General features: G+C 64.7%; 20 protein-coding genes and 1 pseudogene. 10 read left to right on the forward strand and 11 right to left on the reverse strand.

The window, feature by feature from the left end:
• Nucleotides 1–19 precede the first annotated feature (19 nt).
• Together GGD63_RS33630 and GGD63_RS33635 are read right to left on the reverse strand one after the other, a co-directional pair.
• Nucleotides 20–2,815 (reverse strand): hybrid sensor histidine kinase/response regulator, encoded by a 2,796-nt coding sequence (locus GGD63_RS33630; RefSeq protein ID WP_183248593.1) that lies wholly within the window; start codon nucleotides 2,813–2,815, stop codon nucleotides 20–22.
• A 410-nt stretch (nucleotides 2,816–3,225) separates the two neighbouring features.
• A pseudogene (locus tag GGD63_RS33635) lies at nucleotides 3,226–3,706 on the reverse strand (response regulator).
• A 459-nt stretch (nucleotides 3,707–4,165) separates the two neighbouring features.
• Between GGD63_RS33635 and GGD63_RS33645 the strand changes: the two are divergent.
• The 4 genes from GGD63_RS33645 to GGD63_RS33660 all read left to right on the forward strand — a co-directional run bounded on the left by GGD63_RS33645 (nucleotide 4,166) and on the right by GGD63_RS33660 (nucleotide 6,637).
• On the forward strand, nucleotides 4,166–4,876 hold the full coding sequence (locus tag GGD63_RS33645; protein ID WP_183248595.1) for a Crp/Fnr family transcriptional regulator: 711 nt from the start codon (nucleotides 4,166–4,168) through the stop codon (nucleotides 4,874–4,876).
• A gap of 190 nt (nucleotides 4,877–5,066) precedes the next feature.
• Complete coding sequence (locus GGD63_RS33650) at nucleotides 5,067–5,765, forward strand: Crp/Fnr family transcriptional regulator (protein ID WP_183248597.1); 699 nt, start codon at nucleotides 5,067–5,069, stop codon at nucleotides 5,763–5,765.
• Nucleotides 5,766–5,911: 146 nt separating this feature from the next.
• Entirely contained in the window at nucleotides 5,912–6,289 is a 378-nt protein-coding gene (locus tag GGD63_RS33655; protein WP_183248598.1) for an Hpt domain-containing protein, read from the forward strand.
• Nucleotides 6,290–6,388: 99 nt separating this feature from the next.
• Nucleotides 6,389–6,637: a hypothetical protein gene (locus GGD63_RS33660; protein WP_183248601.1), complete on the forward strand. Its 249-nt coding sequence runs from the start codon at nucleotides 6,389–6,391 to the stop codon at nucleotides 6,635–6,637.
• Between the two features lie 58 nt (nucleotides 6,638–6,695).
• Here the strand turns inward: GGD63_RS33660 and GGD63_RS33665 are convergent, their stop codons facing one another.
• Entirely contained in the window at nucleotides 6,696–7,319 is a 624-nt protein-coding gene (locus tag GGD63_RS33665) for a helix-turn-helix transcriptional regulator (protein ID WP_183248603.1), read from the reverse strand.
• 338 nt (nucleotides 7,320–7,657) lie between these two features.
• Between GGD63_RS33665 and GGD63_RS33670 the strand changes: the two genes are divergently transcribed.
• The 3 genes from GGD63_RS33670 (at nucleotide 7,658) to GGD63_RS33680 (ending at nucleotide 11,084) form a co-directional block, all read left to right on the forward strand.
• Nucleotides 7,658–8,821 (forward strand): hypothetical protein, encoded by a 1,164-nt coding sequence (locus tag GGD63_RS33670; protein ID WP_183248605.1) that lies wholly within the window; start codon nucleotides 7,658–7,660, stop codon nucleotides 8,819–8,821.
• Nucleotides 8,822–9,191: 370 nt separating this feature from the next.
• Entirely contained in the window at nucleotides 9,192–9,590 is a 399-nt protein-coding gene (locus GGD63_RS33675; RefSeq protein WP_210316076.1) for a hypothetical protein, read from the forward strand.
• Between the two features lie 285 nt (nucleotides 9,591–9,875).
• On the forward strand, nucleotides 9,876–11,084 hold the full coding sequence (locus GGD63_RS33680) for an EAL domain-containing protein (protein ID WP_183248608.1): 1,209 nt from the start codon (nucleotides 9,876–9,878) through the stop codon (nucleotides 11,082–11,084).
• A 116-nt stretch (nucleotides 11,085–11,200) separates the two neighbouring features.
• On the opposite strand, the gene GGD63_RS33685 is transcribed toward GGD63_RS33680, so the two are convergent.
• Nucleotides 11,201–12,049 (reverse strand): NAD(P)H-dependent oxidoreductase, encoded by an 849-nt coding sequence (locus tag GGD63_RS33685; protein WP_183248610.1) that lies wholly within the window; start codon nucleotides 12,047–12,049, stop codon nucleotides 11,201–11,203.
• A gap of 95 nt (nucleotides 12,050–12,144) precedes the next feature.
• On the opposite strand from GGD63_RS33685, the gene GGD63_RS33690 reads away from it, so the two are divergent.
• Nucleotides 12,145–13,086 (forward strand): LysR family transcriptional regulator, encoded by a 942-nt coding sequence (locus tag GGD63_RS33690; protein WP_183248611.1) that lies wholly within the window; start codon nucleotides 12,145–12,147, stop codon nucleotides 13,084–13,086.
• Nucleotides 13,087–13,096: 10 nt separating this feature from the next.
• Here the strand turns inward: GGD63_RS33690 and GGD63_RS33695 are convergent, their stop codons facing one another.
• Nucleotides 13,097–13,957, reverse strand: a complete 861-nt coding sequence (locus GGD63_RS33695) for a DMT family transporter (RefSeq protein WP_183248613.1) — start codon at nucleotides 13,955–13,957, stop codon at nucleotides 13,097–13,099.
• Between the two features lie 157 nt (nucleotides 13,958–14,114).
• Here GGD63_RS33695 and GGD63_RS33700 point away from each other — a divergent pair, with 157 nt between their 5' ends.
• Nucleotides 14,115–15,473, forward strand: coding sequence for a PLP-dependent aminotransferase family protein (locus tag GGD63_RS33700; protein ID WP_183248615.1), 1,359 nt, complete (start codon nucleotides 14,115–14,117; stop codon nucleotides 15,471–15,473).
• Between the two features lie 114 nt (nucleotides 15,474–15,587).
• Here GGD63_RS33700 and GGD63_RS33705 read toward each other — a convergent pair whose 3' ends face one another.
• The 4 genes from GGD63_RS33705 to GGD63_RS33720 all read right to left on the reverse strand — a co-directional run bounded on the left by GGD63_RS33705 (nucleotide 15,588) and on the right by GGD63_RS33720 (nucleotide 20,294).
• Nucleotides 15,588–16,193 carry a GDYXXLXY domain-containing protein gene (locus tag GGD63_RS33705; RefSeq protein ID WP_183248617.1) on the reverse strand — a complete coding sequence of 202 codons (606 nt, stop codon included), beginning with the start codon at nucleotides 16,191–16,193 and terminating at the stop codon, nucleotides 15,588–15,590.
• On the reverse strand, nucleotides 16,190–17,461 hold the full coding sequence (locus GGD63_RS33710; RefSeq protein ID WP_183248619.1) for a DUF2157 domain-containing protein: 1,272 nt from the start codon (nucleotides 17,459–17,461) through the stop codon (nucleotides 16,190–16,192). The genes GGD63_RS33705 and GGD63_RS33710 overlap by 4 nt, the downstream gene beginning before the upstream one ends.
• A 132-nt stretch (nucleotides 17,462–17,593) precedes the next feature.
• Nucleotides 17,594–18,574 carry a tripartite tricarboxylate transporter substrate binding protein gene (locus GGD63_RS33715; RefSeq protein WP_183248621.1) on the reverse strand — a complete coding sequence of 327 codons (981 nt, stop codon included), beginning with the start codon at nucleotides 18,572–18,574 and terminating at the stop codon, nucleotides 17,594–17,596.
• A 79-nt stretch (nucleotides 18,575–18,653) separates the two neighbouring features.
• The gene (locus GGD63_RS33720; protein WP_183248622.1) at nucleotides 18,654–20,294 is read right to left on the reverse strand and encodes an FAD-dependent oxidoreductase; all 1,641 of its coding nucleotides are present in this window, start codon (nucleotides 20,292–20,294) and stop codon (nucleotides 18,654–18,656) included.
• Between the two features lie 109 nt (nucleotides 20,295–20,403).
• Here GGD63_RS33720 and GGD63_RS33725 point away from each other — a divergent pair, with 109 nt between their 5' ends.
• The gene (locus tag GGD63_RS33725) at nucleotides 20,404–21,309 is read left to right on the forward strand and encodes a LysR family transcriptional regulator (protein ID WP_183248624.1); all 906 of its coding nucleotides are present in this window, start codon (nucleotides 20,404–20,406) and stop codon (nucleotides 21,307–21,309) included.
• 48 nt (nucleotides 21,310–21,357) lie between these two features.
• On the opposite strand, the gene GGD63_RS33730 is transcribed toward GGD63_RS33725, so the two are convergent.
• Nucleotides 21,358–22,344 carry a GDSL-type esterase/lipase family protein gene (locus GGD63_RS33730; RefSeq protein ID WP_183248626.1) on the reverse strand — a complete coding sequence of 329 codons (987 nt, stop codon included), beginning with the start codon at nucleotides 22,342–22,344 and terminating at the stop codon, nucleotides 21,358–21,360.
• Nucleotides 22,345–22,357: 13 nt separating this feature from the next.
• Nucleotides 22,358–25,072, reverse strand: a complete 2,715-nt coding sequence (locus GGD63_RS33735; protein WP_210316077.1) for a CHAT domain-containing protein — start codon at nucleotides 25,070–25,072, stop codon at nucleotides 22,358–22,360.
• Nucleotides 25,073–25,991: the final 919 nt, after the last annotated feature.

Raw genomic sequence — 25,991 nt, forward strand, 5'->3', positions numbered from 1 at the left:
TGATCCATCCCGCTTGAGGTTACGCCGCCGCCCGGCTCAGCTCGGAGGCGCCGGCGGCGCCCGCGGTCTGCTCCTTCAGCGCCGCGATCAGACCGGGACGGTCGAACTTGGCGACATAGTCGTGGAAGCCGGCCTGACGGCCGCGCTCGATCGCCGCCGGCGACACCAGCGCCGAAAGGCCGATGATCGGCGTCGCGGCGAGGTTGTTGTCGGAGCGAATGGTCTCGGCAAACTCGAACCCGTTCATGTCGGGCATCTCGATGTCGGTCAGGATCACGTCGAAGCTCTGCGCGCGCAGCGCGGCGAGGCCCTCCTGCGCGGTCGGCGCGGTGCGGACGCGGTAGCCGGCCGCCTTCAGCACGGGCGCGAGCATGTTGCGGAAGAAGGCGCTGTCGTCGACCAGCAGCACCGACTGCGAGTGCATCGACGGCTTCATCTCCTTGCGGGTGAACCAGTCGGCGAACGCCATGGGGAGGAAGTGGCCGACGTCGATCACCTCGGTGGCCTGGCCCTTGATCACGGCCGAGCCCAGAATGCCCTGGCTGGAGCCGCCGACCTCGATGTTGAGGCGTTCCTCGACGATGTCGATGATCTCGTCGACGACGAGGCCCATGGAGCGGCCGTCGTCGGCGAACACCAGGATCGGCTGGGCGCCCTGGCTCGCAGTGGTGACGCCTTCCATGGCGACCAGCGGCATCAGCTGCTCGCGGTACTGCACCATGTAGCGGCCGTTGGAGAACTCGATCTTGTCGGCGGGCAGCTCTTCCAGGCGCGTGACCAGCCCGAGCGGCACCGCCTTGGGCTGGGACGAGCCGGCGCGGAAGACGAGGAGCGAGGTGGTCTGCTCGCCCGTGCCGATGTGGTGCGCGCCATTCTCGTCGCCCATGTCATGGGCCGAGGAGCCGGCGGCGCCAAGCGCCTTGGCAATGCCGTTGGGGTCGATGATCATGATCACCGCGCCATCGCCCAAAATGGTGTTGCCGGAGAACATGTCGATGTGACGCAGCTTGGTCGACATCGGCTTGACCACGATTTCTTCGGTGTGGAACACGCCGTCGACGACGATGCCAAAGGTCTGGCTGCCGACTTGCGTGACCACGATGAAGCCGTTCTCGGGATCGCTGGCCGCGCCGTCGTCGATCTTCAAGAGCTTCTTCAGGTGGATCAGCGGCAGCAGCTTGTTGCGCAGACGAAGAACCGCGGTGTCCTTGATGCGCTCGATGCGGTGCTCCGAGTTGGCGCGGGCACGGACCAGCTCGACCACCGAGAGCTGGGGAATCGCAAAACGATCGCCGGCGGCTTCCACGATCAGGGCGGAGACGATGGCGAGGGTCAGCGGGATCTTGATGGTGACGCTCGAGCCTTCGCCCGCCACCGACTTGATGTCGATGGTGCCGCCGATCTGGTCGATATTGGTGCGCACCACGTCCATGCCGACGCCGCGCCCGGAGACCGAGGTGATGGCGGCCGCGGTGGAGAAGCCCGGCGCGAAGATGAACTTGTGGATCTGGGCTTCGCTCATCTTCTCCAGTTCGGCCTCGGTGACGAGACCTGAGGAGATGGCCTTGGCCTTGATCTTCTCGGTGTTGAGGCCTCTTCCGTTGTCGGCGATGCAGATGATGATGTGGCCGCCCTCGTGATAGGCGGAGAGGCGAATGGTGCCCTGCTCGCCCTTGCCGCTGGCCAGGCGCTCGGCGGGGGTCTCGAGGCCATGATCGGCGGAGTTGCGCACCATGTGGGTGAGCGGGTCCTTGATCAGGTCGAGCACCTGGCGGTCGAGCTCGGTGTCGGCGCCGTGCATCTCCAGCTCGATCTGCTTGCCGAGTTCGCTCGAGAGGTCGCGGACGATGCGGGGCAGCTTCTGCCAGGCATTGCCGATCGGCTGCATGCGCGTCTTCATGACGCCCTCCTGCAGCTCGGCGGTGACGTTGGAGAGGCGCTGCAGCGGCACCTTGAACTCGGTGTCCTCGTTGCGCCTGCTGATCTCCAGGAGCTGGTTGCGGGTCAAGACCAGCTCGGAGACCATGGTCATCAGATGCTCCAGCGTATCCACGTTGACGCGGATCGACTGGTTGGCGACGCGGTCGCCCTCGCCGGCGCTCTCGTCGGCCATCGACTTCTTCGGCGCGGCCTTTTCCTTGGCGGGCTTGGCGGCTTCCTTCGCGGCCGGGGCCGGCGTTTCAGCAGCAGGCGCGGGCTCCGCCTTGGCTTCGGCTTTCGCAACGGGCGCGGGGACCGGCGCTTCGATCGCGGTCTCGCGGAAGGCGCGCTCGAGCTCGTCGAGCGAGACTTCGCCGGGACGTAAGGGGCGCTCCAGGGTCTGGTCGATCAGCGTGCCCGTGGTCATCTCTTTTGCCGGCGCGGCGGCAACAGGGGCTTCCGGCACCAGCGGCGGCGCGTCGGCAACGGGCGCAGAGCTTCCTGCCGCCATAGCGGCCATGCCCTGCTCGACCATTGCTTCCAGCTTGTCGATGAGATCGCGGTCGTTACCTTCGGGCTCGGCTTCGGTCGCCTCCAGGCCGGCCAGAATCTCCTTGATGCGGTCGATCGAGGACAGGATCACCGTCACCGCTTCGGCGGTGACCGGCATGCCGTCGCGGAATTTGCCCATCAGCGTCTCGCCGGCATGCGCCAGCGCTTCGAGCCGCGGCAGGCCGAGGAAGCCGCAGGTGCCCTTGATGGTGTGGACCAGGCGGAAGATGTTATCCAGGATCTTGGCGTTGTTCGGCTCCTGCTCGAACTTCACCAGCTGATTGTCGACGGTGTCCAGGCTCTCGCTGGTCTCCGTCAAAAACTCCCGCAACAGATCATCCATGGGGTACGCCTTACTGAGCTGGACTTCGACGCCCGAGCCGCGCCTGGAATCGGCGGACGTCTTCGCTTTAGATCGTTAGACAACCCCTTTCACGGTCCCGTTAATTTCATCCTCCGTGCTAATACGGATATTGAAGAGAAGTTTGCGGTTCGACCGCACGCAGCAGCGGTTTTCGGCAAGACCGGCGCCGCGACGTGACGGCAATTAACGTCGGGTAAACGAGCCCTGAAAGGCGCGACGATGCGCGCGAAAAAGTCCCGCTCGTGAAGGGCGATAGGCGCGACCAGCGGGAAATCGCCGGCGATCGCGGGTGGTCAGGTGGCCATCGCGTCGCGATCTTCTGGAATCCGCAAGATCCGCATTTAGAGTAAACGAAGGCTTACTCCGATGCCGATGCAACCGGTGCCGCGCTAACCGAGGCGCGCGGCCGAGGCGACATCGTCCGGACGGTGCTCCGCGAGGCAATCGTTGATGGCGGCGAGCAGCGCGTGCGGCGTGAACGGCTTGCGCAGACAGCGTGCCGCGCCGGGCTCGAGTGCCATCCGGAGGAAGTCGGGAGCGGGTGAATTCAGATTTGAAAATGCGTAGCCGGACATCGCGATCAGCGGAATGGCGGGCGCGCGCTCGTGGAAGACCCTGATCGATTCGAAGCCGCGCATGTGCGGCATGAAGATGTCGATGATCATCAGATCGAACAATCCGTGTTCGAGAGCCCGCAGTCCCGCTTCACCTCCTTCGGCAATCGTCACTCGAAAATGATTTCGCTGGAGATAGACCTCGATGGCCATGCACACCATCGGTGTCGTCGTCGACAACGAGAATATGGCGCAGACTTTCTGTCCCCGTTTGAATTTCCCGTTTCGACGATTCAAGAATTGAACCGTGGGACACGCCGTTCTCCTCTGGTTTGGATCGAAGTATTGACGGTTGCGAACGCCGGTGGCGGAGCCAGGACAAAGGCGGCGACGGACGCGAGATATGTGGCGGCATCACTGAAGGGCGCGAAGCAATCGCTGACGATTGATTTAAGTCGGTGGGCAAGGGAGGCTGCGCGGATTGCCCGACGTCCGATGGCATTGGTAATCCAATGTCTGCCGCCGACCGAAAGCTTCCGGCTCATCAAGCCCCCCTGCCGGTTCTTCCCGACTGGCGACATTGGATTGCACGCCAGCCGCGTGCGCGAATCAGCACGCAACCGACATTTCCGCCGCAAATGCGCCAGCGTGTCTGCCCTCTAACGGGTATATGGACACTCCTACAACCTCTGGAATATGATTTATTTGCCGTGCAACTGCGTGACGGAAAGGGCGCGGCTCCGATCGTCGCTTGAACGTATGGAATTGATCCAGCATGACCGCGAGCGGCCGCCCGCCCAATCAGTTGCTGCAAATGCTCGACGCGGCAGATTTCGATCGGCTGCGCCCCCATCTGGCGACAGTCGAAATGGTCAGGGAATCTGTCCTGGGCGAGGCCGGCGCGGCGCTGAGATACGTCTACTTCCCGCACGGCGGTTCCGTTTCGATCTCGGTGAGCTTGTCCGAAGGACAGACGATCGAGGTCGCGATGCTGGGACGCGACAGCGTCGTCGGCGGCGGCGCGGCGCTTGCCGACGGCATCGCACCGGCGGACGCGGTCGTGCTCTTCCCCGGCAGGGCTTCCACGCTGGAAGTCGCAGCATTCCGGACGATCGCCGCCGCAAGCCTGCCGTTTCGAAGCCTGATGATACGCCATGAGCAGGTCCTGCTTGTGCATGCGCAGCAGTCGTTGCTCTGCAATACGCTGCATCCGGTCGGGGCGCGACTGGCGCGCTGGCTGCTCAGAGCCCGCGATCTGTCCGACGGCGCAAGCCTTCCGCTGACACAGGAAGCGCTGGCGCAGATGATGGGCGTGCGGCGCAACGCCATCTCCCTCGTTGCGCATGCGCTGCAGCGGTCCGGCGTCATTCGCTACACCCGCGGCCAGATCGAAATCGTCGATCTGCCCGCGCTGAAAGCTAAGTCCTGCGACTGCTATTCGGCGGTCAAGGCGTCGCATTCGCGCCTGCTCGGAGCGCCGCAGTGACGCGAGCCGGGCGCGGCCACCTGCATGCCGCGGTGAGCACAGTGCCGCAGGAGCGATCGTTGCACCCCGGACATCTTGTCCCAATTGCCAATATATCCCGACGTGAACATGATGGAACTTGCCCGTGTCGGGAGGAATTTCGCTTGCCGCGACTCACCGATGCAGGAGACGGGAGGCAGCTTTGGAAACGATGGTGCGCCCATCCAACGGTTTCCTGTCCGCGCTGTCGGCGGACGATTATGACCTGCTCCGCCCATACCTGCGCACGGTCGAACTGCCGCATGAGGCCGTGCTGGTCGAAGCCGGCGAGACGCTCACGCGCGCCTACTTTCCGCACCGCGGCGTCATCTCGCTGGTGGTGAAGCTTGCCAAGGGCGAGCATGTGCAGGTCGCCATGATCGGCCGCGACAGCGTGCTCGGCGCGCTCTCGGCCATGGGCGATGCATGCGCACTGAGTACGGCGATCGTGCTGGTTCCCGGCACCGCATCCGTGATGGATCTCGACCGGCTGCGCGGCGCGGCCGACCAGAGCGGGACCCTGCGCACCTTGCTGACGCGCCACGGGCTGGCGGTCTACGCGCAGGTCCAGCAGACCGCGGGCTGCAACGCCGCCCATCCCGTGGAATCGCGGCTGTCGCGCTGCCTGTTGCACACCCATGATCTGTCGGGCGACTACCGGCTGCTGCTGACCCAGGAGGCGATGGCGCAGATGATCGGAGCGCGGCGCAACAGCGTGTCGCTGGTCGCCAATACCTTGCAGCATGCCAATTTCATCCACTACAGCCGCGGGCACATCCAGATCCTGAACCTGGAGGGCCTGCGCCAGACGGCGTGCGAGTGCTACGCCACCGTGAAGGCCCAGTATGACCGGCTGCTCGGCCAACGCTGAGGGGCACGTGGTAAACCTGCGGCTAACGGCGGGCCGCAAACACCTTCCGTCCCGCTACCGGAACTGAAATTCAGATGCCGTAGACACGGGGCGAGCCGCGCGCCGCATGCGCCGCGCGACCAACGAACCGTGACCAAGGCGAGACCATGTTTGACGTCACCGTTACGCCCGCGCAGGGAACCTTCGATGCCGAACCCGCGCGTGAGCCGGGCGCGTACGCGGCGCTGGTGCGCGAGATCGGCGAGGACGGCGCCGGTGAAGTGCGCGCCGTGTTCTGGAGCGAGACCTGCGCGCGCCTGCAGCTGTTCCGCACGCTCTCGCTGGCGCAGCAGCACGCCAAGATCGCGCGCGAAGCCCATTCGCTGAAGAGCGCGGCGGGAACGTTCGGCTATGTTAGGCTCGCGGCGCTGGCGTTGCGGCTGGAGAAGACCGCGGAGACACTGGGCGATGCCGAATTCCGCGAACTCTTGAAGCAGATGGACGCCGCCTACGAAGCCGCGCGCGCGCAGGAGCCGCAAGGCTAGCGCGGGCCGCGCTAAACCCGCCGTACTTCTACGGTTTGTGATTTTTAGAGATGGCTAATCATAGGTGGCGATAGTCGCGGGAAACCAGGAGGGTTTTCCATGTTCACCTATGAGACTGCGGACCAGAAGGAAGTCCGTCGCTTCCGCATCGCCCAGTTCAACGGCCGGATGGCGACCGTGAAATCCGGCGAGTCGACGGTGACTGGCTTCGTCCGCTCGGTGCTGGAGCAGGAATCGAGCGTCCCTCCGCGCTGGACCATCACGATCATCCCGAACGCGCCGAAGGAAGAGCTCAAGCCGCTGCGGCCCACATCGCGCGCGCGTCCCTTCGCTGAAGATTATTTCTGACCGTCGATCGGGCTTCTCCAGCCCCCGCGCCGCCGGCGGCGGGCGCAAGACAAGAACCTCAATCGATCGAATGCAGCAGCGCCGCGCGGACGAGATCCGCGGTGTTGCGCGCACCCAGCTTGCGCATCGCCTCGGCGCGATGGCTCTCGAAGGTGCGCGGGCTGATCTGCATCCGAAGCGCACCCTGCTTGTTCGAATACCCCTCGCTGATCAGGCGGAGCACCTCGCGTTCGCGCTTGGTCAGCCGCTTCTGGCCCGACAGGCCGATCAGTTCGGCGCTCGGCACGCGCTGGGCTTGCTGTGCGCGCGGGGCGTTCGGTTCTGCGTCTTCGATCCGGGACGGAATCGGCAGGGCACCCTTGTGGGGACCGGCAAGCTGCTTGACCAGGCCGCAGACGCGCTCGGTCTGCGTCAGCGCATTCTCCACCACCCGCTGCAGATAGGCACGGTCGGCCGTGACAGGCGCGAGCTGATCGCTGTGATGCTTGATCTCGCCCATGTAGAGCAGGAGCGCAGTCAGGGGACCGTTGAGCTCGCGGGCGATGGCGGCCGCCATTTCGTCGGCCGCCTTGGCCCGGGCGGCGTTCAGGCGGACGAAATCAAGCTCTTCAGCTGGAGCAGTGCTGCTTTCGTACCTTTCAGACGGCCGCGAATCGGCGGCCGTATCATTCTGTGACCCCATGTGACCTGTTTAGCGGAACCGGCGCCGGTCTGTGGTTAACTTTCTGCTCCGTAAGACTACGGTGATTTTGGCGGTTTTGCGCTAAAACGTCGGCATCGGCACAATTTATGCTTGCGCAAGGCTTGCTTCGACCATGCAAAGGTTGAGAACTTCGCCCAAAACCCCGGCAAACAGTCCGAAGCTTCCTTGATCGCCGCCCCAGCCGGACGCCCGGCCCCCCGGATTTTACGGATTAATTAACGGCGACTTGCTTCTCTAGGTCACGATTGAGAGCGCGCAAATGCCTCCATGCATTGGGCCGGTAGGCCAGCTGGAATCGTTGCGGAAGATTGCGTGCCATGAACGAGATCGATCGGCTGTCGGAATTCCTGCAGAGGCTCACGCCGCTGTCGCGCAGCTGTCTGCTCAGCGAGCTCGAGCGACTTGAGCTGTGCGGCATCGACATGCCCGGCTCGGCCGAGGTGCTGGCGCGCCTGCGCGCCGAATTTCGCAAGGACGGATCGACCCAGGCGCGCGCCACCAGCCCCTCGCGCTATTTCTTCGCGCCGCTCGAGCTGCTGCTGATCGACGGCGCGCCCGAGCATGCCAATGCGGGACGCATCTCGCGCAATACCCTCACCCCGATCTGGGAGTGGATCTGCCGCGACTTGCTGCCGACCATGGCGCGCGACTACATCAAGGCGATCAACGACCAGGTCGCCGCCAACAACCCGAAGGAAGTGCAAAAGATCGCATCGAGCTTCCAGACCAAGGTCGTCAAGGTGCTCGAGAACACCCTCGCCTCGGCCGAGAGCGCCGAGATCGCCCGCGGCAAGCTCGCGCAATACACGGCCTCGCACACCGCCTTCGACGACGTCAGGAAGATGCAGCATGTGCTGCGCGCCGGCGACGCGCTGCCGAAGTTCAACGAAAAGCTGCCCGAGAAGATCGCGAAGTTCGACGACGGCCAGGTTGCCCAGATCACCGCGCAGCTCGATGCCTTCAGGAAGTCACATCCCGAGGCGCTGCCCTTCGCGCTGGCGCTGGTGGCACGGCGGCTGAAGACCTCCTGGCAATTGGTGCGCCTTGCCACCAAGGCCGCCGCGAGCAAGGCCGCGGCCGACGTCGCCGCCACGCCCTATTCTAGCGTCGTGCCCATGGTGCTCGACCGGCTCGACGACAAGCGCCTCGCTCTCAGGGTCGCGCTCCGGCACAACCGGGTGCTGGTCGCCCGCGACCTGCTGGCCGAGATCTACGACACCGAATATGCGCTCAAGGTCCGCATCGACGGTATCGAGGCCAGCGAATGGGGCATCCGCCTCCAGCAATTGATGGACGCGATCGCAGCGCTGGTGTCCGCCGAGGTGAGCCGCTTCCCGTCCAATGTCGGCCACATCCTCGGCTCGCGCCGGCTGCGCAGCCACGACACGCTCGGCGGCAAGCTGACCTACCTCGCCTGGAAGGGGCGAGACGCCATGCAGGACGGCGCGGCCGCGTTTCGGAAGTTGATCGGGCAGACCTAGATCCGGGTTCGGCCGCGAAGGGCCATGGAGCGTGGCTAACGCGGCAGGCACAGGAAGCGACCCATAAATCGCCCTGACAGCACCAATCTGAACCACCAATACATCATTCGCCGCATCGACATAGCTGTAATCCTCGACAGCCCACCACCGGCTACGCGGACCATTAGCGCCGTTGCAGCAATGCACATGTGATCTGCTTCACACGCGCGCCGTCTGGCCCGCGCGCATTGTCGCAGAACCGTCACGAGCGAAGCCGGAACATGCGCGCATCGCGCGAAAATGAGTTCTGCGGCCATGCCATCGCTCCTATCCTCCGATGCATCGCATGAGCATTGGGAAGGAAGCCGTGATGAGCCGACGGATATGGACGATGTCTGCCCTGCTGACGGTGGCGCTGGCGCTGACATCGACGACGATGGCGCAGACGTCGCCGCCGCAGGGCAATGCGGCGCCGACCGCGGACGATGCGGTGCTGCTCACCATCTTCTTCAAGCACGACCAGTCCCGCCCGTTGAACGAATTGAACGCGCAGCTCGACAAGCAGGGCTTCCGCAAAGCGTTTCCGCCGCCCGGCATCGAGGTCGTGAGCTGGTACGTGATGATGGGCATCGGCCAAGTCGTCACGCTGCGCCTGCCGGCCTCGCGGCTGCGCGAAGTCAACCGCGTCGTCGAGGACACCGCGTGGGATCCCTACCGCACCGAGTTCTATCCGACCTACGACTACAAGGCGGTCGGGATGGCTCAACACGACAAGGCCACAAGCAATTGAGGCGTCCATTATTCAATTGGGCGAAACGCGAACGGCGTCGTCCTATTGCAGGACAGCGACCTCGCGCCCGCAACTCGCCGCGTCATTCGAGATTCTTCCGCGATGACGGCGTCACGCAGCCGTCATGTGTGGCCGGACGTAAAAACTTCTGCAACGAGATCCGAACAATTTTAGACGTGGTGCGCGCTTTAACGTTACCCAGATAATTCAACAATCGGCTGAAGCTCTCCATATTTGAAACTGCTCCCGTCGCTAACACCGGTCGCGGAACGGGAGTGGTTTGCGATGAACGATAAAATTGTTGAGCTCGCCGGACGAAGGCCAAAGACCTTCGGGCGGCGAAAGATGATGCCGCGCGCTTGCGTCGCCGACGGCAAGCGCCACCTGCGCGCCTTCCTCGCCGAAGTGCTGGAGGACCTCGGCTTCGTCACCAGCGAGTGCGCCAGCGCCGACGAGCTGCAGGCGATGCTGACCAATGAGCTGCCGGACCTGATCCTGCTCGGCATCGCCGCCGACGGCATCGAGCCCGGAAAATTCCTGGAGATATTGGTGCGCGAGTCCTTCGACGGCAAGGTTCTCGCCGTCGGCGCCCGCGAGTCGATCATCGTCAGGGCCGTGCAGCAGGTCGGCGAGGAATATGGCCTTGCCATGCTGCCGCCGCTGACCACGCCCTTTGCCGCGGAGACGCTGCGCGAGCGCGTCGCGATGCTGCTGCCGGAGGAGCCGGCGCCGAGCCCGGCCGTGCATGTCGGCGAGGCCCTGCATGCCGGCTGGCTCGAGCTGTGGTACCAGCCCAAGATCGACGCGAGGACGCTGATCCGCAGCGGCGCCGAAGCGCTGGTGCGGATGCGGCATCCGACCTGGGGCGTGGTGCCGCCCGCCTATTTCATTCCCGAAGCGGACGATCCGCATCTGCGTAGCCTCTCGGAATTCGTGATCGAGCGCGCCGTGCAGGACTGGCACTATCTGCTGGAGCGGCAGGGCCCGGTCGATCTCTCGATCAACCTGCCGGCCTCCTACCTGAAGGAGCCGCAGGCCGTGCGCGATCTCTGCCGCCGCGTGCCGACGCATCCGGCCTTCGGCGGACTGACGGTCGAGATCGACAGCGAGGAGGCGATCCGCGACCTCGATCTCCTCGTCGAGGTCGCCCGCGAGGTGCGCCTGCACAATGTCGGCTTGTCGATCGCCAATCTCGGCGCCAACTGGCCCTCGCTGATGGACCTCGGCAAGATCCCCTTTATCAAGCTCAAGGCGGACCGACACTTCGTCACCGGCAGCGGCGATGATCGGCTGAAGCGGACGGTGTGCCGCCACATCGTCGAGCTTGCACAAGGCTACGGCGTCGGCGCCATCGCCGAAGGCGTCGAGAGCCGCGCCGACCTCGTCGCCGCAAACGAGCTCGGCTTCGACCTCGTGCAGGGCTTCCTGTTCGGCAAGCCGATGCCGCTGAAGAAATTCGCCCGCTCGACCGTGACGAAGACGGTGATGGGGTAAGCTCGCTCGCGGCGCTCGAACTCCGTCGCTCCATTGACGATCGCTGTGGAGCGATTCCGTCGTGCCGCGCGCGCTGTCGCGAATCTCGCGCGCGGCACGCAAGGCAATTCGCACGACTACGCAATGGCCGCGCTGATTTCTGTCGCCGAACGCAAGATGTCCGGCTCGTCATGGCGGGTCCCGGCCCGGCCGACGTGAAGTGCAAAGCCGCTCAGGCCTGGATCCCCCAGTCCTGAGCGCAGCTGCATGCTGGGAATCAGGTAGTCATCGCCGTTCTGGCGCCGATACGCAATGGGCGAGGTCGTCGCAAGCGTGCTCATCCTCTCGTGCAGACGCGCCGCAATCGCCGCGAAAGCTACCTCGTCGAGCTTGTCGGACTTATAGACGACGAACGGCGGAAGCACGTCATATCCCGGGTAATACAGAATGCCGTGATTGATCGGAAACAGCAGGTCGTCGATCGGCCCGTTGATCCCGCGGGCCGAATAATGCTCCTGCCATCCACCTGCCGTCACGATCAGCATCGCGCGTTTGCCTGCTAGCGTCCCCTCGCCGTAACGATCTCCCCATCGCTTGTCGCTATGTTCACCGACACCGTATGCGAAGCCGTAGGCAAACACGCGGTCGACCCAGCCCTTGAGGATCGCCGGCATGCTGAACCACCACAGTGGAAATTGCAGGATCAGCACGTCCGCCCACAGCAGCTTCTCGATCTCGCTTTTGACGTCGGCGGTCAATGTGCCCGCCTCGAACGCCTGCTTGGACGCGGCGGCGGGCGCAAGCCGGGCATCGCTTGGAAGCGACGGGAAGTCCGCGCGGTCGACCTCCGATTTCCAGCTCTGGGCATAGAGATCCGACACCCGCACGCCGTGGCCCTGCGCCTCGAGCGCCTTGACGGCAACATCCCGCAATGCGCCGCTCAGCGAGCGCGGCTCGGGATGAGCGAAAACAATCAACACTTTCATGTTCGGCACCGTCTGGTTGGAGGATTTCGCACAGCAGGTAGCGCGACGGGCCGCGATTCGTTAGATGTAGCGAATGGATAAGATTATGCCGGAAAATGGATAAATCGGAGATCACGCTCGAGCGCATGCGCAGCTTCGTGCGGGTCGCCGAGCGGGGAAGCCTGTCCGCGGTCGCGCGCGAGCTCGGTCTCGGCCAGTCGACGGTGACGCGGCACATTCGGGAACTGGAGCAAGCGGTCGGCGTGCCGCTGCTCACGCGCACGACGCGCAGGGTCACCATGACCGACGAAGGGCGTCGTTACTACACCGACTGCGTGCAGATCCTGCGCCTGATCGAACAGGCGAGCGAGGAGGCGCGCAGCACGCGCGGCGCGCCCGCCGGGACGGTGCGGGTTTCCTGCACTGCAGCCTTCGGCGTGCTCCACGTCAGCCGCTTTGTCTTCGCCTTCCAGGACCGCTATCCGGACGTATCGGTGGATCTCAGCCTGACCGACGAGCGGATCGATCTCGTGCGGGAAGGTGTCGATGTCGCGCTCAGACTGGGGCCACTCACCGACAGTTCGATGAAGCTCAAGCCGCTCGGCCAATCGCAGCGGATCCTCGTGGCCTCATCCGATTATCTGGCCGCGCGCGGCAGGCCCGCGCGCCCGCAGGATCTCGCCAAGCACGAGGGAGTGCGGATGTCCAACATCGCCGGGAGCGATGTGCTCGTGCTGCACGGACGCCGCGGCGGCCGCCATGCGATACCGCTCGCCGGGCGCTTGCGCGTCGACCACGGGCTTGCGGCACGAGAAGCGCTCGCGGCCGGCCGCGGTATTGCGCCGGCACATCTCTGGCTGGTCGGTGATCTTCTTGCCGCCGGCAAGCTGGAACGCGTGCTTCCCGACTATTCGCCGCCTCCCGTTCCACTGAACATGCTGATCGTGCCCGAACGGTCCGGCATCGCGCGGGTACGGCTGCTGGTCGATTTCCTCGCCGAGCAGATCGCGCGAATGCCCGGGATCGAAAGACTTCCGTCCGCCAGAAGGCCGAACTAGCGGGCTATCGTCACGCGAACCGCCGCGCAAGGAAGACGCAGACGACGACGAGTGCGGTCGCGGCGATCATGCTCCAGGCGACCGGCTCGTGCAGCAGGAAGCCGGCGAGCGCGAGGCCGAAGAACGGCTGCAGCTGCTGCAGCTGACCGACGCGGGCGATGCCGCCGATGGCAAGCCCGCGATACCAGAAGATGAAGCCGACGAACATGCTGAAGACGGAGACGTAGGCGAGCCCGATCCAGGCGGGCGCGTCAACGCCGCTCCATGCCTGCGGCCAGGTCAGGGCCACCACCGGCACCATCAGCGGCAGCGCCAGCAGCAGCGCCCAGGAGATCACCTGCCAGCCGCCGAGGCGGCGCGACAGCGCGGCGCCTTCGGCATAGCCGAGCCCGCACAGCACGATCGCCGCGATCATCAGGAGATCGCCGGTGAGCGAGGCCGAGCCGTCGCTGGAGAGGGCGAAGCCGGCCACCGTGGCGCTGCCGAGGATCGCAAACAGCCAGAACAGCGGCTTTGGCCGCTCGCCGCCGCGCAGGACGGCGAAGATGGCGGTCGACAGCGGCAACAGCCCGATGAACACGATCGAATGCGCGGAGGTGATGTGCTGGAGGGCGAGCGCGGTCAGCAGCGGGAAGCCGACAACGACACCGATGGAGACGATGGCGAGCGAGGCGAGATCACGCCGCTCCGGCCGGGTTTGACGGAGCAGGCCGAGCACGGCCGCACCGATCAGCGCGGCAATGACCGCGCGCGCCGATGTCAGGAACAGCGCGGAGAAGCCGCCGACGGCCACGCGCGTCGCCGGCAGCGAGCCGCTGAAGATGATGACGCCGAGAAGCCCGTTGCCCCAGCCGCTGCCCGCCGATTGCATGTCCACCTCTTTTTCGGACCGCGATTTTCGGCCTTGCGCGATGGCCAGGACAGCGACAATCCAGTACAATTTCGCCAACCTGTATTGATATGGAAGGTCATACACTTTGGGCGACGCGCAAACAAAGGGGCGCAACGGAACGCGGACGACCGATGTGATGAGCGCGATCCGCGCCAGGGTGGCCGGCCGCGCGCTCGGTCCCGGCGACCGGCTGCCATCGATCCGGGGTCTCGCCGCGACGATGGGCGTTTCGCCCTCCACGGTGGTGGAAGCCTATGATCGCCTGGCGGCCGAGGGTCTGATCCGCGCCCGCCGCGGCTCGGGCTTCTATGTTTCGCCGAGCGTCATGCCGCCGCTGGCATTGACCGAAGCCGAGCCGCGCCGCGACCGCGCGGTCGACCCGTTCTGGGTGTCCAGGCAATCGCTCGATGCCGACGAGAGCGTGCTCAAGCCCGGCTGCGGCTGGCTGCCGCCGAACTGGATGCCGGAGGACGCTCTGCGCCGCGCCGCGCGCGCACTCGCCCGCACGGATGCGAGTGTATTGACCAATTACGGCTCGACATCCGGCTCCCCCGCCCTGCGCCGGCTGCTGCTGAAGCGCCTGGCCGAAGACGAGATCGAGGCCTCGATCAACCAGCTGATGCTGACGGGCTCGGGCACGCAGGCAACCGACCTGATCTGCCGCTTCCTGCTCCGCCCGGGCGACACCGTGCTGGTCGATGACCCCTGCTACTTCAATTTTCGCGCGCTGCTGCGGGCGCATCAGGCCAGGATCATCGGCGTGCCCTATACGCCGTCGGGCCCGGACATCGCGCACCTCGAGCAGATCCTCGGCAGCGAGCGGCCGCGGCTCTACATCACCAATTCAGCGCTGCACAATCCGACCGGCGCGACGCTGTCCGTGCAGACCGCGCACCGGCTTCTGACGGCGGCGGCCGCGCACGATCTCACCATCGTCGAGGACGACATCTTTGGCGATTTCGAGCCGGAGCGCTCGCCGCGCCTTGCCGCGCTCGACGGGCTCGATCGCGTGATCCGCATCGGCAGCTTCTCCAAGACGCTGTCGGCCTCGGTGCGCTGCGGCTACATCGCGGGGCGAGCGGACTGGATCGAGCAATTGGTCGACCTCCAGGTCGCGACCAGCTTTGGCGGCCCGAGCCCGGTTGCGACCGAACTCATCGCCAACGTGCTGGCCGGCGGCAGCTATCGCAAGCATATGGACGAGCTCAGGCAGAGACTCACACGCACGCGCCGCGACATCGCGCGAAAACTTCAGGCCCTTGGCATCGAGCCCTGGCTGATGCCGCGCGGCGGCTTCTTTCTCTGGTGCCGCCTTGCGGGCGGACAGGACGCCACCGCGGTGGCGCGCGCAGCGCTCGAAGAGGATGTCGTGCTGGCGCCCGGCAACGTGTTCAGCGTGTCGCAGACGGCAACGAGCTTCATGCGATTCAACGTGGGGCACATGAACGAGCCGCGCATGTGGGACGTGCTGCGGCGGGCGCTGAAGGCGGCTTGAAGATCGGCGACGCCTAAAGCGCGATAGGATCAGGATGAATCGCCATCGCGCTTTAGGTTATTGTTTGAGCATGATCTTTTCGGAAAACCGCTGCACACTTTTCCGAATCATGCTCTAATACCACGGCTCCTCATACACCGGCTCGCCGTCGAGCAGCAGCCGCTTGATGGCGGCGCGGCCTGAGGGCAGCACGGCGGCAACGACGCGCAGCTTCTGCTGGTTGCGGGCCTGCTCGAGCGTCCTGCCCTGGCCTTCGGGCACGAAATAGCTTTCGAGACCGTATTTGATCGTCAGCTTGTCACAGAAGATGGGGCTGGACGAACCGCAGGAATAACTGACGCGGCCGCGGATCAGGATTTCGGGAGCCGTGACGGGAACAGGCTCGGCATGCACCGAGACGGCCTCGTAAAGCCCGTTGGCATTGGGCGCGAGCTTGACGAACACGACGGGATTGCGCGTCCCGGACGGCTTACCGGTGAGTGCGCCCGCCGGCAGCTGCGAAATGTCGTAGCGGAGCACGACATAATCGCCGCGCAGGAGATCGCGGGGATCGACGGGCTGGGTCTGCAGGGTCACTTCACGGCCGTCGCGCAGGATCTGCATGCGATCGGCGATCATCAGGACCAGCAGCACGCATTGGATCAGGATGGCGACACCGAACAGCACGGCTTTCGGAATGCGCTGCCAGAGTTTTGTGGCGGATGCGATCAGCTCGGTCATCGCTCGGCCCTCGGCAGAATGCGGTTGAGCGCGGTTGCAAATGCGACGGCCGCGACGCCCGCCGCCGCAAGGAAAGCCGAGCGGCGCAGCAGCGACCCTTTCACTGCCCAGGTGATGCCGGCGATGACGCCGGCAATCCCGAGCCAGCCGGCGACGATGCGCGGACGCACGTCATCGAGCATGCCGGAGACGACGAGACAGAGCATGGCTGAGAGCAGCGCGGCATAGGCGAACCAGGACTCGCCGGCCATCGATGCCGGCCAGACCGGCGCCGCGAGCAGCACCAGCCCGATCGCAGATGCTGCCAGGACTTCACCTGCGCGCCTGGTGATCCCGGCGGATGCCAGCGCAAGGATCACGCCGGCAACCCCGCACACAATGGCCCAAAGCGGCTGGCCCGCACCAGAACCGGTCCGGAAGCGGACGATGTCGTCAACCGTCGTCACCTCCAGGAACGCGGCGACGGCCAGCGAAAACGCTCCGTAAATCGACAGAACGCTGCCGAGCCGGAGCGCCCTCGGCGACGGCGCGGCGGCGATCGCGAGCCCGGCGCCGAACAGCAAGGCCGCGCCGTTCGCGAGCACGAAAGACGGCTGGGCGCCGTCGAACTCGAAGCGAAACGACGTCGCAATCCACCACGGCAGCACTGCGATCGCGACGAGGTGGGCGGCGACGCGGGAATGCCAGGCGAAGGCGAGAGCGGCGGCGAACAGCCAGACCGCCAGGAACGGAAGATGCAGGACATCAGGCGCATCGTAAACGCGCATGCAGGTCCACACCGAGGCAGCCGCGAGGCCGACCGCGAGCGCGCCGCGCGAGCCGGTCAGCACCGCCGCTGCAAACGCGCCGATCGACCACAACAGCATGCCGCCGGCAAAGTCTTCGCCGAGATGATACATCTGGCCGACCAGCGCGATACCGGCGCCGAAGATGATCGCGCCGATGCTCGCACAGAGATCGGCGAGAACGGTGTGCCCCTTCGCGGCGAACCAGGCGCCGAGACCGCCGGCGACGGCCATGCCGGCGATCAGGATCGCAAACCGCATCAGTCGCACGATCTCCGTCCAGTGCGCCGCGATGAAGGCGAGGAACGCGGCTGCGATCAGGAGGCCGCCGACGATGGCGACGACCACGGCGATGTTGATGCCGGGCGACAGCGGTGGAAGCGCGTTTCGGATGCTGGCGGCCGCCGCCGGCGCGATCACGCCATCGGCTTCCCATTGCGCAAGATCAGCTTCGAGGCGCTGCCGGTAGGCTTTGTCGAACATCGTCGTGGGTTACCTGGCGCCAGTCAGCCGGCGGGATGTTGCTTGGTCGGATGCCGACGGTGGTGGGTTCAAGCCGTCGCCGATACGGCAAGGCTGCTCAGGGAGAGCGTCGCATCCGCCAGCACGCCTTGTCTAGTTCGCCTTGATGCCGGCCTCACTGATCAGCTTGCCCCATTTCGTGCTTTCGCTCTGAATGAAGCGGCCGAACTGCTCGGGCGTCATCGGTGCCGGCTCTGCGCCGAGGGTCCTGATCTTCTCGACCACCGCGGGATCCTTCAGGGCTTTGGTGAAGGCTTCGTTCAGCCGGCCAATGACATCCGCAGGCGTGCCAGCGGGGGCAACGAGCCCGAACCAGCCGACGGATTCGAAACCCGCAATGCCGCTCTCGGCAAGCGTCGGCACGTCGGGCAGGGATGACAGGCGACGCGCCGACGACACACCGATCGCGTTGAGCTTGCCGTCGAGGATCAATTGCCGCGATGCCGGAATATCCAGCACCGCGAAGGGGACGTGGCCCGCGAGAACATCGACCGTCGCCGGCGCCGTCCCGCGATACGGGACCAACTCCATGGCGATCCCGGTCTTCTGCGTGAACAGCGCAGCCGTCAAATGCATCGCCGTCGAGTTGCCGCCATGCCCGATCGACAGCGCTCCCGGCTTGGCCTTGGCCAGCGCGATCGTCTCCGCGGTGGTGTGCGCCGGGATATTCGCGGACGCGACCAGCACAAAGGGAATTTCCGCGAGCAGGGTGATGGGCGCGAGATCCTTCAGCTCGAACGGCATCGCGGAATTGAGGTGCGGATTCACCGTCAACGCGCCCGCCGGCGCCACGCCGAGCGTGTAGCCGTCGGGCCTGGCCTGCGCCACCGCGGCCATGCCGATGTTGCCGCCGGCCCCCGCGCGGTTCTCGATGACCAGGCTCTGCTTGAGCTCGGCGGTGACGAGCGGCTCGAGCGCGCGGATGACGGTGTCGGCGCTGCCGCCGGGTGGGAAGGTCACGATGACCTTGATCAATTGCTCCGGATAGGCGGCACGGCCTGCCTCCAGCGGCAACACGGCGAAAGTCGCAGTCGTCAGCACGGCCAGGATGCGGCGCCTTGCAGCGTGAAACAAGTTCTCCTCCTTAAGTAGGCTTTTGTTCTTGAAACACGGCCGGCGGCCTGTGCCGCCAGACTGTCCGCTTGAAATCGCCTTACGCCGCAGCGCCAGTGATGCGCGCCAGCAAGCCCAGTGGATCTTCGGGCGCGGCCTGCCCGCGCCAGGCGATGTGCTGATCGGGCCGCGCCAGCACCAGCTTCTCGGCATAGGCGCCGTTCGCCTCCTCCGGCGCGATGTCGACCAGCGCAAGCGGCACGCTGCGCTCCCTCGCGGCGGACTGCATCCGCGTCACGTCGATCGCCGGGTCGAACCGCAGCAATGTGTAGCCGGCGCCGAACGCATCGTAGAGCGACCGCCCGTCACGCAGGAACAGATGCGGCGCGCGGGCGCCCGGCACGGTGGAGGGCGTGAAGCTGCCCATCGCGTAAGGCGGCGGCGTCTCGCCATCATAGGCGATGATCGGCGAGGCATCGTAATAGTAACCGAAGTTGAGGCCGGCGCAGCAATATTGCTGCACGTTGAGATCGTAGGCTGCCCTGGCCAGTGTCGCGCGCGCCGCTTGGCCGCGCGGCGTGTCGTCCTCGATCTCCGCCGAGACGCCGCCGCGCTGCGCCATCATCTTCATCGCGTGGTCCATCGCAAAGCGCGACACCTGCTCGGTGATGGGCTGGCGCTCCGCCTCATAGGCATCAAGGATCGCAGCCGGCGCCCAGCCGTTCAGATGGGCCGCCAATTGCCAGCAGAGGTCGACGGCGTCGGCAATGCCCGCATTCATGCCGTAGCCGGCATAGGGCATCCACAAATGCGCGGCGTCGCCGCAGATGAAGACCCTGCGGTCGCGGAAGCGATCGGCCACGAGGCGACGTCCGACCCAGTCCTCCTTGCTGATAACCTTGTATTCAAAGCGCTCGTCCACACCGAGGATGGCGCGGATGGACCAATCGCGATCGACCGAGTCGAATTCGGGCTCGTCGGGCTTCAGGTGATTGTGAATCAGCCAGCGGTCGTGACCGTCGATCGCGACCGTGGTGCCGGAACGGCGCGGATTGAGCGAGAGCACCATCCAGGCCGGCTTGTGTGCGCCCATCAACTCCTTCAGTTGCGGCGCTTCGATGAAGGTCGATTGCACGCGCTGGATCACCGGCGTGCCGGACAGGCTGGCACCGATCGATTTGCGAACGAGGGAACGGCTGCCGTCGCAGCCGATCGCGAAGGACGCTTCGATGCGGCGCGAATCGCCGCTGTCGAGATCGCGCGCCAGTGCGACGACATGGTCGTCGTGCTGCTCGATGTCGGTGATTTCCGTGCGCGCCAGGATCCTGATCCGCGGCTGCGCCGCGGCATGGCTGAACAGGATCGGCTCGAGATAGATCTGGTTGATCCGGTGCGGCGGCTCGGGCGTCGGCCACCAGGTGTCGGGACCGCCGGTCGCGCTATAGCGGCGCGCGCGGGAGGGAATGTCGATGCGGCAGAGCTCAGTGCCGGTCGCCGTGGTCCGATAGGAGCAATCGTTGGGAAAGTCCGCAGGCAGACCCGCATCGCGCAGCTTGGCGGCAACGCCCAGCCGTCGGAAGATCTCCATCGAGCGCGCCGACACGTGATTGCACTTGACGCTGGGCGGATCGCCGGCGTGACGGATCTCCGCGACGACGACGTCGATCCCGCGCGAGGCCAGATCCATCGCCGCGGTCAATCCGACGGGCCCGGCGCCCACCACCAGTACCTGTGTCCTCATGTTCACTCCCATCCTCGCTGCGGATTCTCCGTCCGCGCATCATGCATTTTATTGCAGGTCCGTTTATGCGATAAGCCGGAAAGAGCTCATCAATTCATGAGATATGCCTATGAATGTCACCTTGCGCCAATTGCGGGCCTTCACGGGCGTGTACCGGACGCGCAGCATCACGCGGGCCGCCCGCGAGCTCGGGATCACGCAATCGGCGGCGAGCCTGTTGATCCAGCAACTCGAAGCCCAGCTCGGCGTCAGACTGTTCGACCGCTCCACACGCTCGGTGCAGCCGACGCTGGCCGCCGACGAGGCGTTCGACGCCGCCGAACGCATGCTGAGCGATGCGCACGGCCTGTCCCGCCGTATGCGCGACCTCGCGCAGGCCCGCGCCGGCCGCGTCGCGTTCGTCGCGTCAGCCGGCGCCGCCTCGGCGCTGATGCCGTCAGTGCTCGCGAAATTCCGCGCCAGCCATCCCGGCATCGAGATCGACATGCGGGATGTTGCCGCCGACGATCTCGTGCCGCGCCTGAGCACCACCGATGCGGAGTTCGCGATCGGCAGCGTGGAAGGCGAATTCGCCGACATGACGGTCGAGACACTGACAAGCGGCCGCCTCAGCGCCATCGGCCGCCGCACCGCGGACTTCGCCGCGCGGCGCTCCCTCACATGGGACGAGCTGGCGCAACTGCCGACCATCGCGATGCGCAGCGAGACGCGGATCCGCATGCAGATCGATCAGGCACTTAGTGCGCAGGGCAAGCGCCTCGATCCGACCTATGAAGTGACGCTGATCAACACCGCGCTCGCCATGACAGCCCAGGGCCTCGGCCTCGCCATCCTTCCCGCCACGATGCTGCCGGCCGACCAGTTTCCAACGCTGATCGCAAGGCCGCTGGTGCGACCGGCGATTACGCGACCGGTCTCATTGCTGCAGCGTCAGGGGCGGACGTTGTCGCCTGCGGCGCAGTCGTTTGTAGCGACGGCGCGGGCGGTGCTGGCAGCGCGAGGGTCGCAGGCGTGATCCGCCAGACTCCTGGCGTTCAAGGCTCGATTGACGAGTCGCGACGACCTAGAGCTTCCCAACAAGGTCAGCAAATTTCTTGCTGACCAGCCTGAAGCCCTCTTCCGTCGGATGCAGCTCGTTTCCCCAATCCTTCTTGTAGGTCCCGTCGTGCCGAAGGGTGTTGCGAAGGTTCAGATAGTGGACGTGTTCAAAGCCGGGAGTAGCACTGACGTCCTTCAAGATCGCGTTGAACCGGTCGATGAGCTTGACGATCACGGCGGAATTCTTGCCGAAGTCAACGTGCCCCTTTTTCCGAAACCCGGGCTCCAGCCAGGGGCCGGGCAGCAGCCAGAATCCGCCCAGGTAGCCCCGGCCATCGGGAAGCGCGTAATCGTAGCCATGAGTCACGATGGGAATCGGTCGGCCGAGATAGGTTTGCGCGATCGTGGTCAGACCGCTGATGATTCGTGCATAGGCCGCTCGCAGCCGCACATCGATCAACCCGCGAACAATGTCGTCATTGATGGCCGGTAGGGAGGACGCCGCGTGGTTGAGCAGGATCGCGAATTCGTCTCCGGCAATGTCATTGCCGCCGCCGGACAGCAGAATCGCCCGCGGGACCTTGTTCGCACGCAATAATTTCTCCAGCCGGCGCGCAAATTCCTCGAACTGGCCGCCCGAGTGCGCCATGTCTTCGACCGTGTCGCCCTTGTGAGCAACGGATTCCACATCGTAGAGATAGTCGTCCTCGAGCATCTGCAGAACGTCGTAGAAAGGATAATCAAACCAGGAATCGCCTTCGGCGATCAGCACACCCGCGCTCACCGCAGTTCCGAGCAAGGCTCGCGTCCGTGAGGGAATCTGCGGCGGAGCCGGCGCTCGCCGCGGTTTGGGCGCACGCGCCATCCGTCTGACTGCCGCTGCCCGCTTGCGCGTCTGTCCGGTTCGGAATGCGATGACATCCTCCGCCATCGCCTGGCCGCTCTTTATTGCGGCGCTCACACCGGCAGGAACGCGCGCCGACCGCCTCGACTTGCGTGCCTTCTTCGCCATCGCTCACCTCTCTTCATGGAAAGACATTGAGCAGTGCATCGAGTGCATCGAGCTGCACACCAAGACCCTTCAGCTTTTTCCGGCAACCCTCGTCGAACCTTTGCCGGGCGATGAGATGTTCGAAATTGCGCTCCAGGTTGAAGTACAGCGGGCACTCCTTGCTTCCCTTCGCGTGGCCGTCCAGATCGCCATAAAATCCGGCGAGGCCCGAAACCATCGCATTGGCGATGACGCGATCGGTTTCACGCCCCTCCGGCGCGAGCTGGTTGAATCCGGCCACGGAGCCGATCAGGATCCGCGGCTCCTGATTGTTCGGCCACCACCCGTAGATATTCTCCCACGCATCATCCCGCAGCGGATGGCGCGTGATACAGGCGAGGATGTCGACGTCCAGCTCGACCGGCATCCCGCGCAATCGACCTGCAAGGCGTTCCGCCCACAGAATCATCGGTTTGCCCTTCTGCAGGTCCCAGACATCGAGTGGAACCGACAGCCGGACGAGCTCGAAGCCAAATTCCTTCTGGGCAGCATTCATCTGCGCGAGCGTGCGATCCAGTGCCGGAAAGACGTTGTCCATGTCCCAGACGGCGATGCGGGCAGTGTGTCCAGCAGTCGCGCGCCGTGCGTCGGGACGCACGCGGGTCTCGGGAACGAAGCTGCGCTTTGCAGGGGGCCTGCACAGCACAAGGCTTGAATCTCGTGCATACAGCACGGGGATGGCCCAGTCGATCGGTTCGCCGTGCAATGAATAGTTGACCGCAATGCGCGCTTCCCGCGCCGAATCGCCGAGCGAATTGCCCTGGGCGAGCGACCAATAGAAGTGCTGCGCGAACGAGGTGGCGGACGAGTCCAGCACACTATACTGGTTTGCGACCACCGCCGGCAGCCCGTGCGCGACCAGCGACTGCGCGACGCCCTTATTGAACTCGGCGCGCCCCGCGGCACCGGTTTCGCAGGCGTTGAGAAACACCAGGCTCAGGTTTCGGCTGCAGAAAATCTCCCGCACCGAGCGTTCGCCAAGACTGTGCTCTTGTTCTTTCTCATTTACGAAGACGAGGCGCCCCTCACCGCGGCTCTCATCGTACGTCCCGTGGCCGATGAAATGGACGACGTCGAATTTTCCGTTCGAGAGATAGCCGTGCAGCTTTGTGGGCGTTGCCCGCGGCAGCGTTGTAACGGTCACGAGCCCGGCCGCGATGAGCGGCTCGAAGCCACTCCGGATCACAGCCTCTTCCTGCTCGGTGGACAATCGGCCATATCCGACGGGCTGAGCCGACGCGACCAGGATTCGCAGCGGCCCGGAGCCTGGGTTGATCTGGTCGGCGGGAATACTGGTCAGAACATTGCGCGAGAAGCGCATCTCTTCGGTTGCAAGGAAGCACTCCCGCCCCGGGTCGTAGGTGAACTCCCAGGGCTTTTCCGCGATCCAGGGAATCATCGAGGTGAAGATGAAATCGAGCTTGCGGCCCTGCCGCGTGCGCGCTTCGTCGTACAGGCGGCGGACGTCACCCTGAAACAGCGTATCGAACAGCTGTTCGCCGAAGGTGATCATGTCCTTGTCCCCGGGAAGCGAACCTTCTTCCCGGTTGGTGTATTTCTTGATGCGCTCGTGCGTTCCGATGATTTTTCCGAACAGAGTCTTCTCGCCGTCTTCGCCGGCGCGAAGCCGCATCACCGACGTGACGCGCGCGCCGCCGTAACTCGCAAGCACCTGGGCGAATTCTGGTGTCGCACCACCGGCGCTGCGTGGCGCGTCATGGTTCGGCCGAAACTCATCCATGATCACGAGTTCGAAGACGTTTCCCTGCACGCTGTGTGGTGTGGCCCCGGTCCCAGGCCCGGGCGCAGTCGTGGCGTCCGGCTGCTCTGAGGACTGAGGCTCAGTCGATCCCGGCGTCGGCTGCGAGATATCCTCGAAATCGAGTGGCGGCGGTTTGGCGGTCCTGCTCGTCTTTGGATAGAGCGAGGCCGCGAACGCATGGTCCCTCGGATTGATGTCCTTGCCGCCCTTGATGGGCTTGCCGTTCTTCATGATCGCGGCGGGCAACTGGTAGCACATAATCGAGATCGGATCAGCTTCCTTGGTGCCCATGATCGACTTCTTCGCCAGCGGCGTCAGAACCTGCTCTTTCACCTCCTCGGGAGTCCAGCCCTGGTCCTCGTCGAAGAAGCTGATAGCCTTGTCGCGATCGATGAGTTTGACGATGTCGCTGCGCATGTGCTCGTGGTCGAAGCCCAAAGTATGCCCGGCTTCATGGCGGACGACGCGCTTGAATTCGGCTTCCGACGTTCGCATCGTGAAGCCTTCGAGGTTCATGGTCGGCTGATCCTTGTCGATCTCCAGGATCTCGGTGCCGACATAGGACCAGTAGCCAGCCTGGTCTTCGGGAGAATCGAGCCGCGCAATGCGGACCTGTCCAACGCCGGAGGTCTCGGCAAATTTCACGTTGGCTTTCTTTCCCCAAGCGTTCATGTGCAGCAGGATGCGATTTCGCAAATCGCTCTTCGGGCTGTCCATGAAAGAGACGCTCAATTGCACTCCCTTGGCCGGCCACTTGCGACCGATCACTACGGCAATGCGCCGCGGGCCACCTCGACGTCCGACGGGCGTGCGTTCGATCGTGTGCCGCTCGGTCTCGTTGGCTGGATTGATGATCAGCGCTCTCCGCTCCGCGTTCGCGAGCATTTCGGGCTGAAGAATCTTTGGCCGGCAGATGATGACTGACATCGGACCCCCTGGCTCTCAGCAATTGTCACCACGCAACGAAGTCACACCGGCGTTTGCCGCGAGACTATTTGCGCTCTGGCACCGACCGCCCCCTATGGCGAATTTGCAATGTGCTCAGCGCCGTAACCGGCATTCTCTGCTGGATTGCAAAGCAGATTGGTCACGGCAATATCTCCACGTGCCACGCATGCAACGATCAAAGTATTCGGCGCACTCAAAACAGCCACGAAAGTGTATCGAAATCCGATGCCAATGTTAGGTTGAATGCCGGGAATCGGATTGTCAACAAGACATCAGCGCCCGCTGATCGGGCGAAGTGAATCGAACCTCGTATGCAACTTGGGAAGCTTATGCACCTCCGGACCCCGGTATCCGCCGTCCGAAGCCGGTAGCTCTAGAGACGATCGGTTTGATTGGGTTGTCCGCATGGCGCGGTAAGCTGGCGGAGAGGGAGGGATTCTGCGCCAGTTATCCTCCGTACCCCAATTTGCAGGCGTTTCGTGCAGGTGGCGACGCCGCTGGTACAATTGCCGGTACGAACGAAAAACGCAAGCCCCCTCTCGATGCAATCGGAACGTACGGCAAACTAGATTAAATGCGCTGCGCGCAAGCGGACTTGTTCTGTCAGCTTGATAGCTTGCTATCAGTTCGCACGCTGGCAGCCGGTTTCGCTCCCCATGGCTCCCCGCAGCGGCTCGAACTTGTCGGGATATTTCGGATCACACCGTGTCTTACCGTCATCCGGCCTGTATCCTACCCGTGAGTTGCTGTACCGGGAAGTTGCGGGTCAGCCACCGATCCGCCCTCGCCCACGGGTGCCGAGCTGCTGAGTATCCCGCCAGTTCCGGTGACTAATCGCACGCGGGGCCGCACATGATCTTGCTAACATGTCAGCTTGTCGATCCGCAGGCTTGCTGAC

Origin of the sequence: Bradyrhizobium sp. cir1, assembly GCF_014198245.1 — a bacterium.
GTDB lineage: Bacteria > Pseudomonadota > Alphaproteobacteria > Rhizobiales > Xanthobacteraceae > Bradyrhizobium.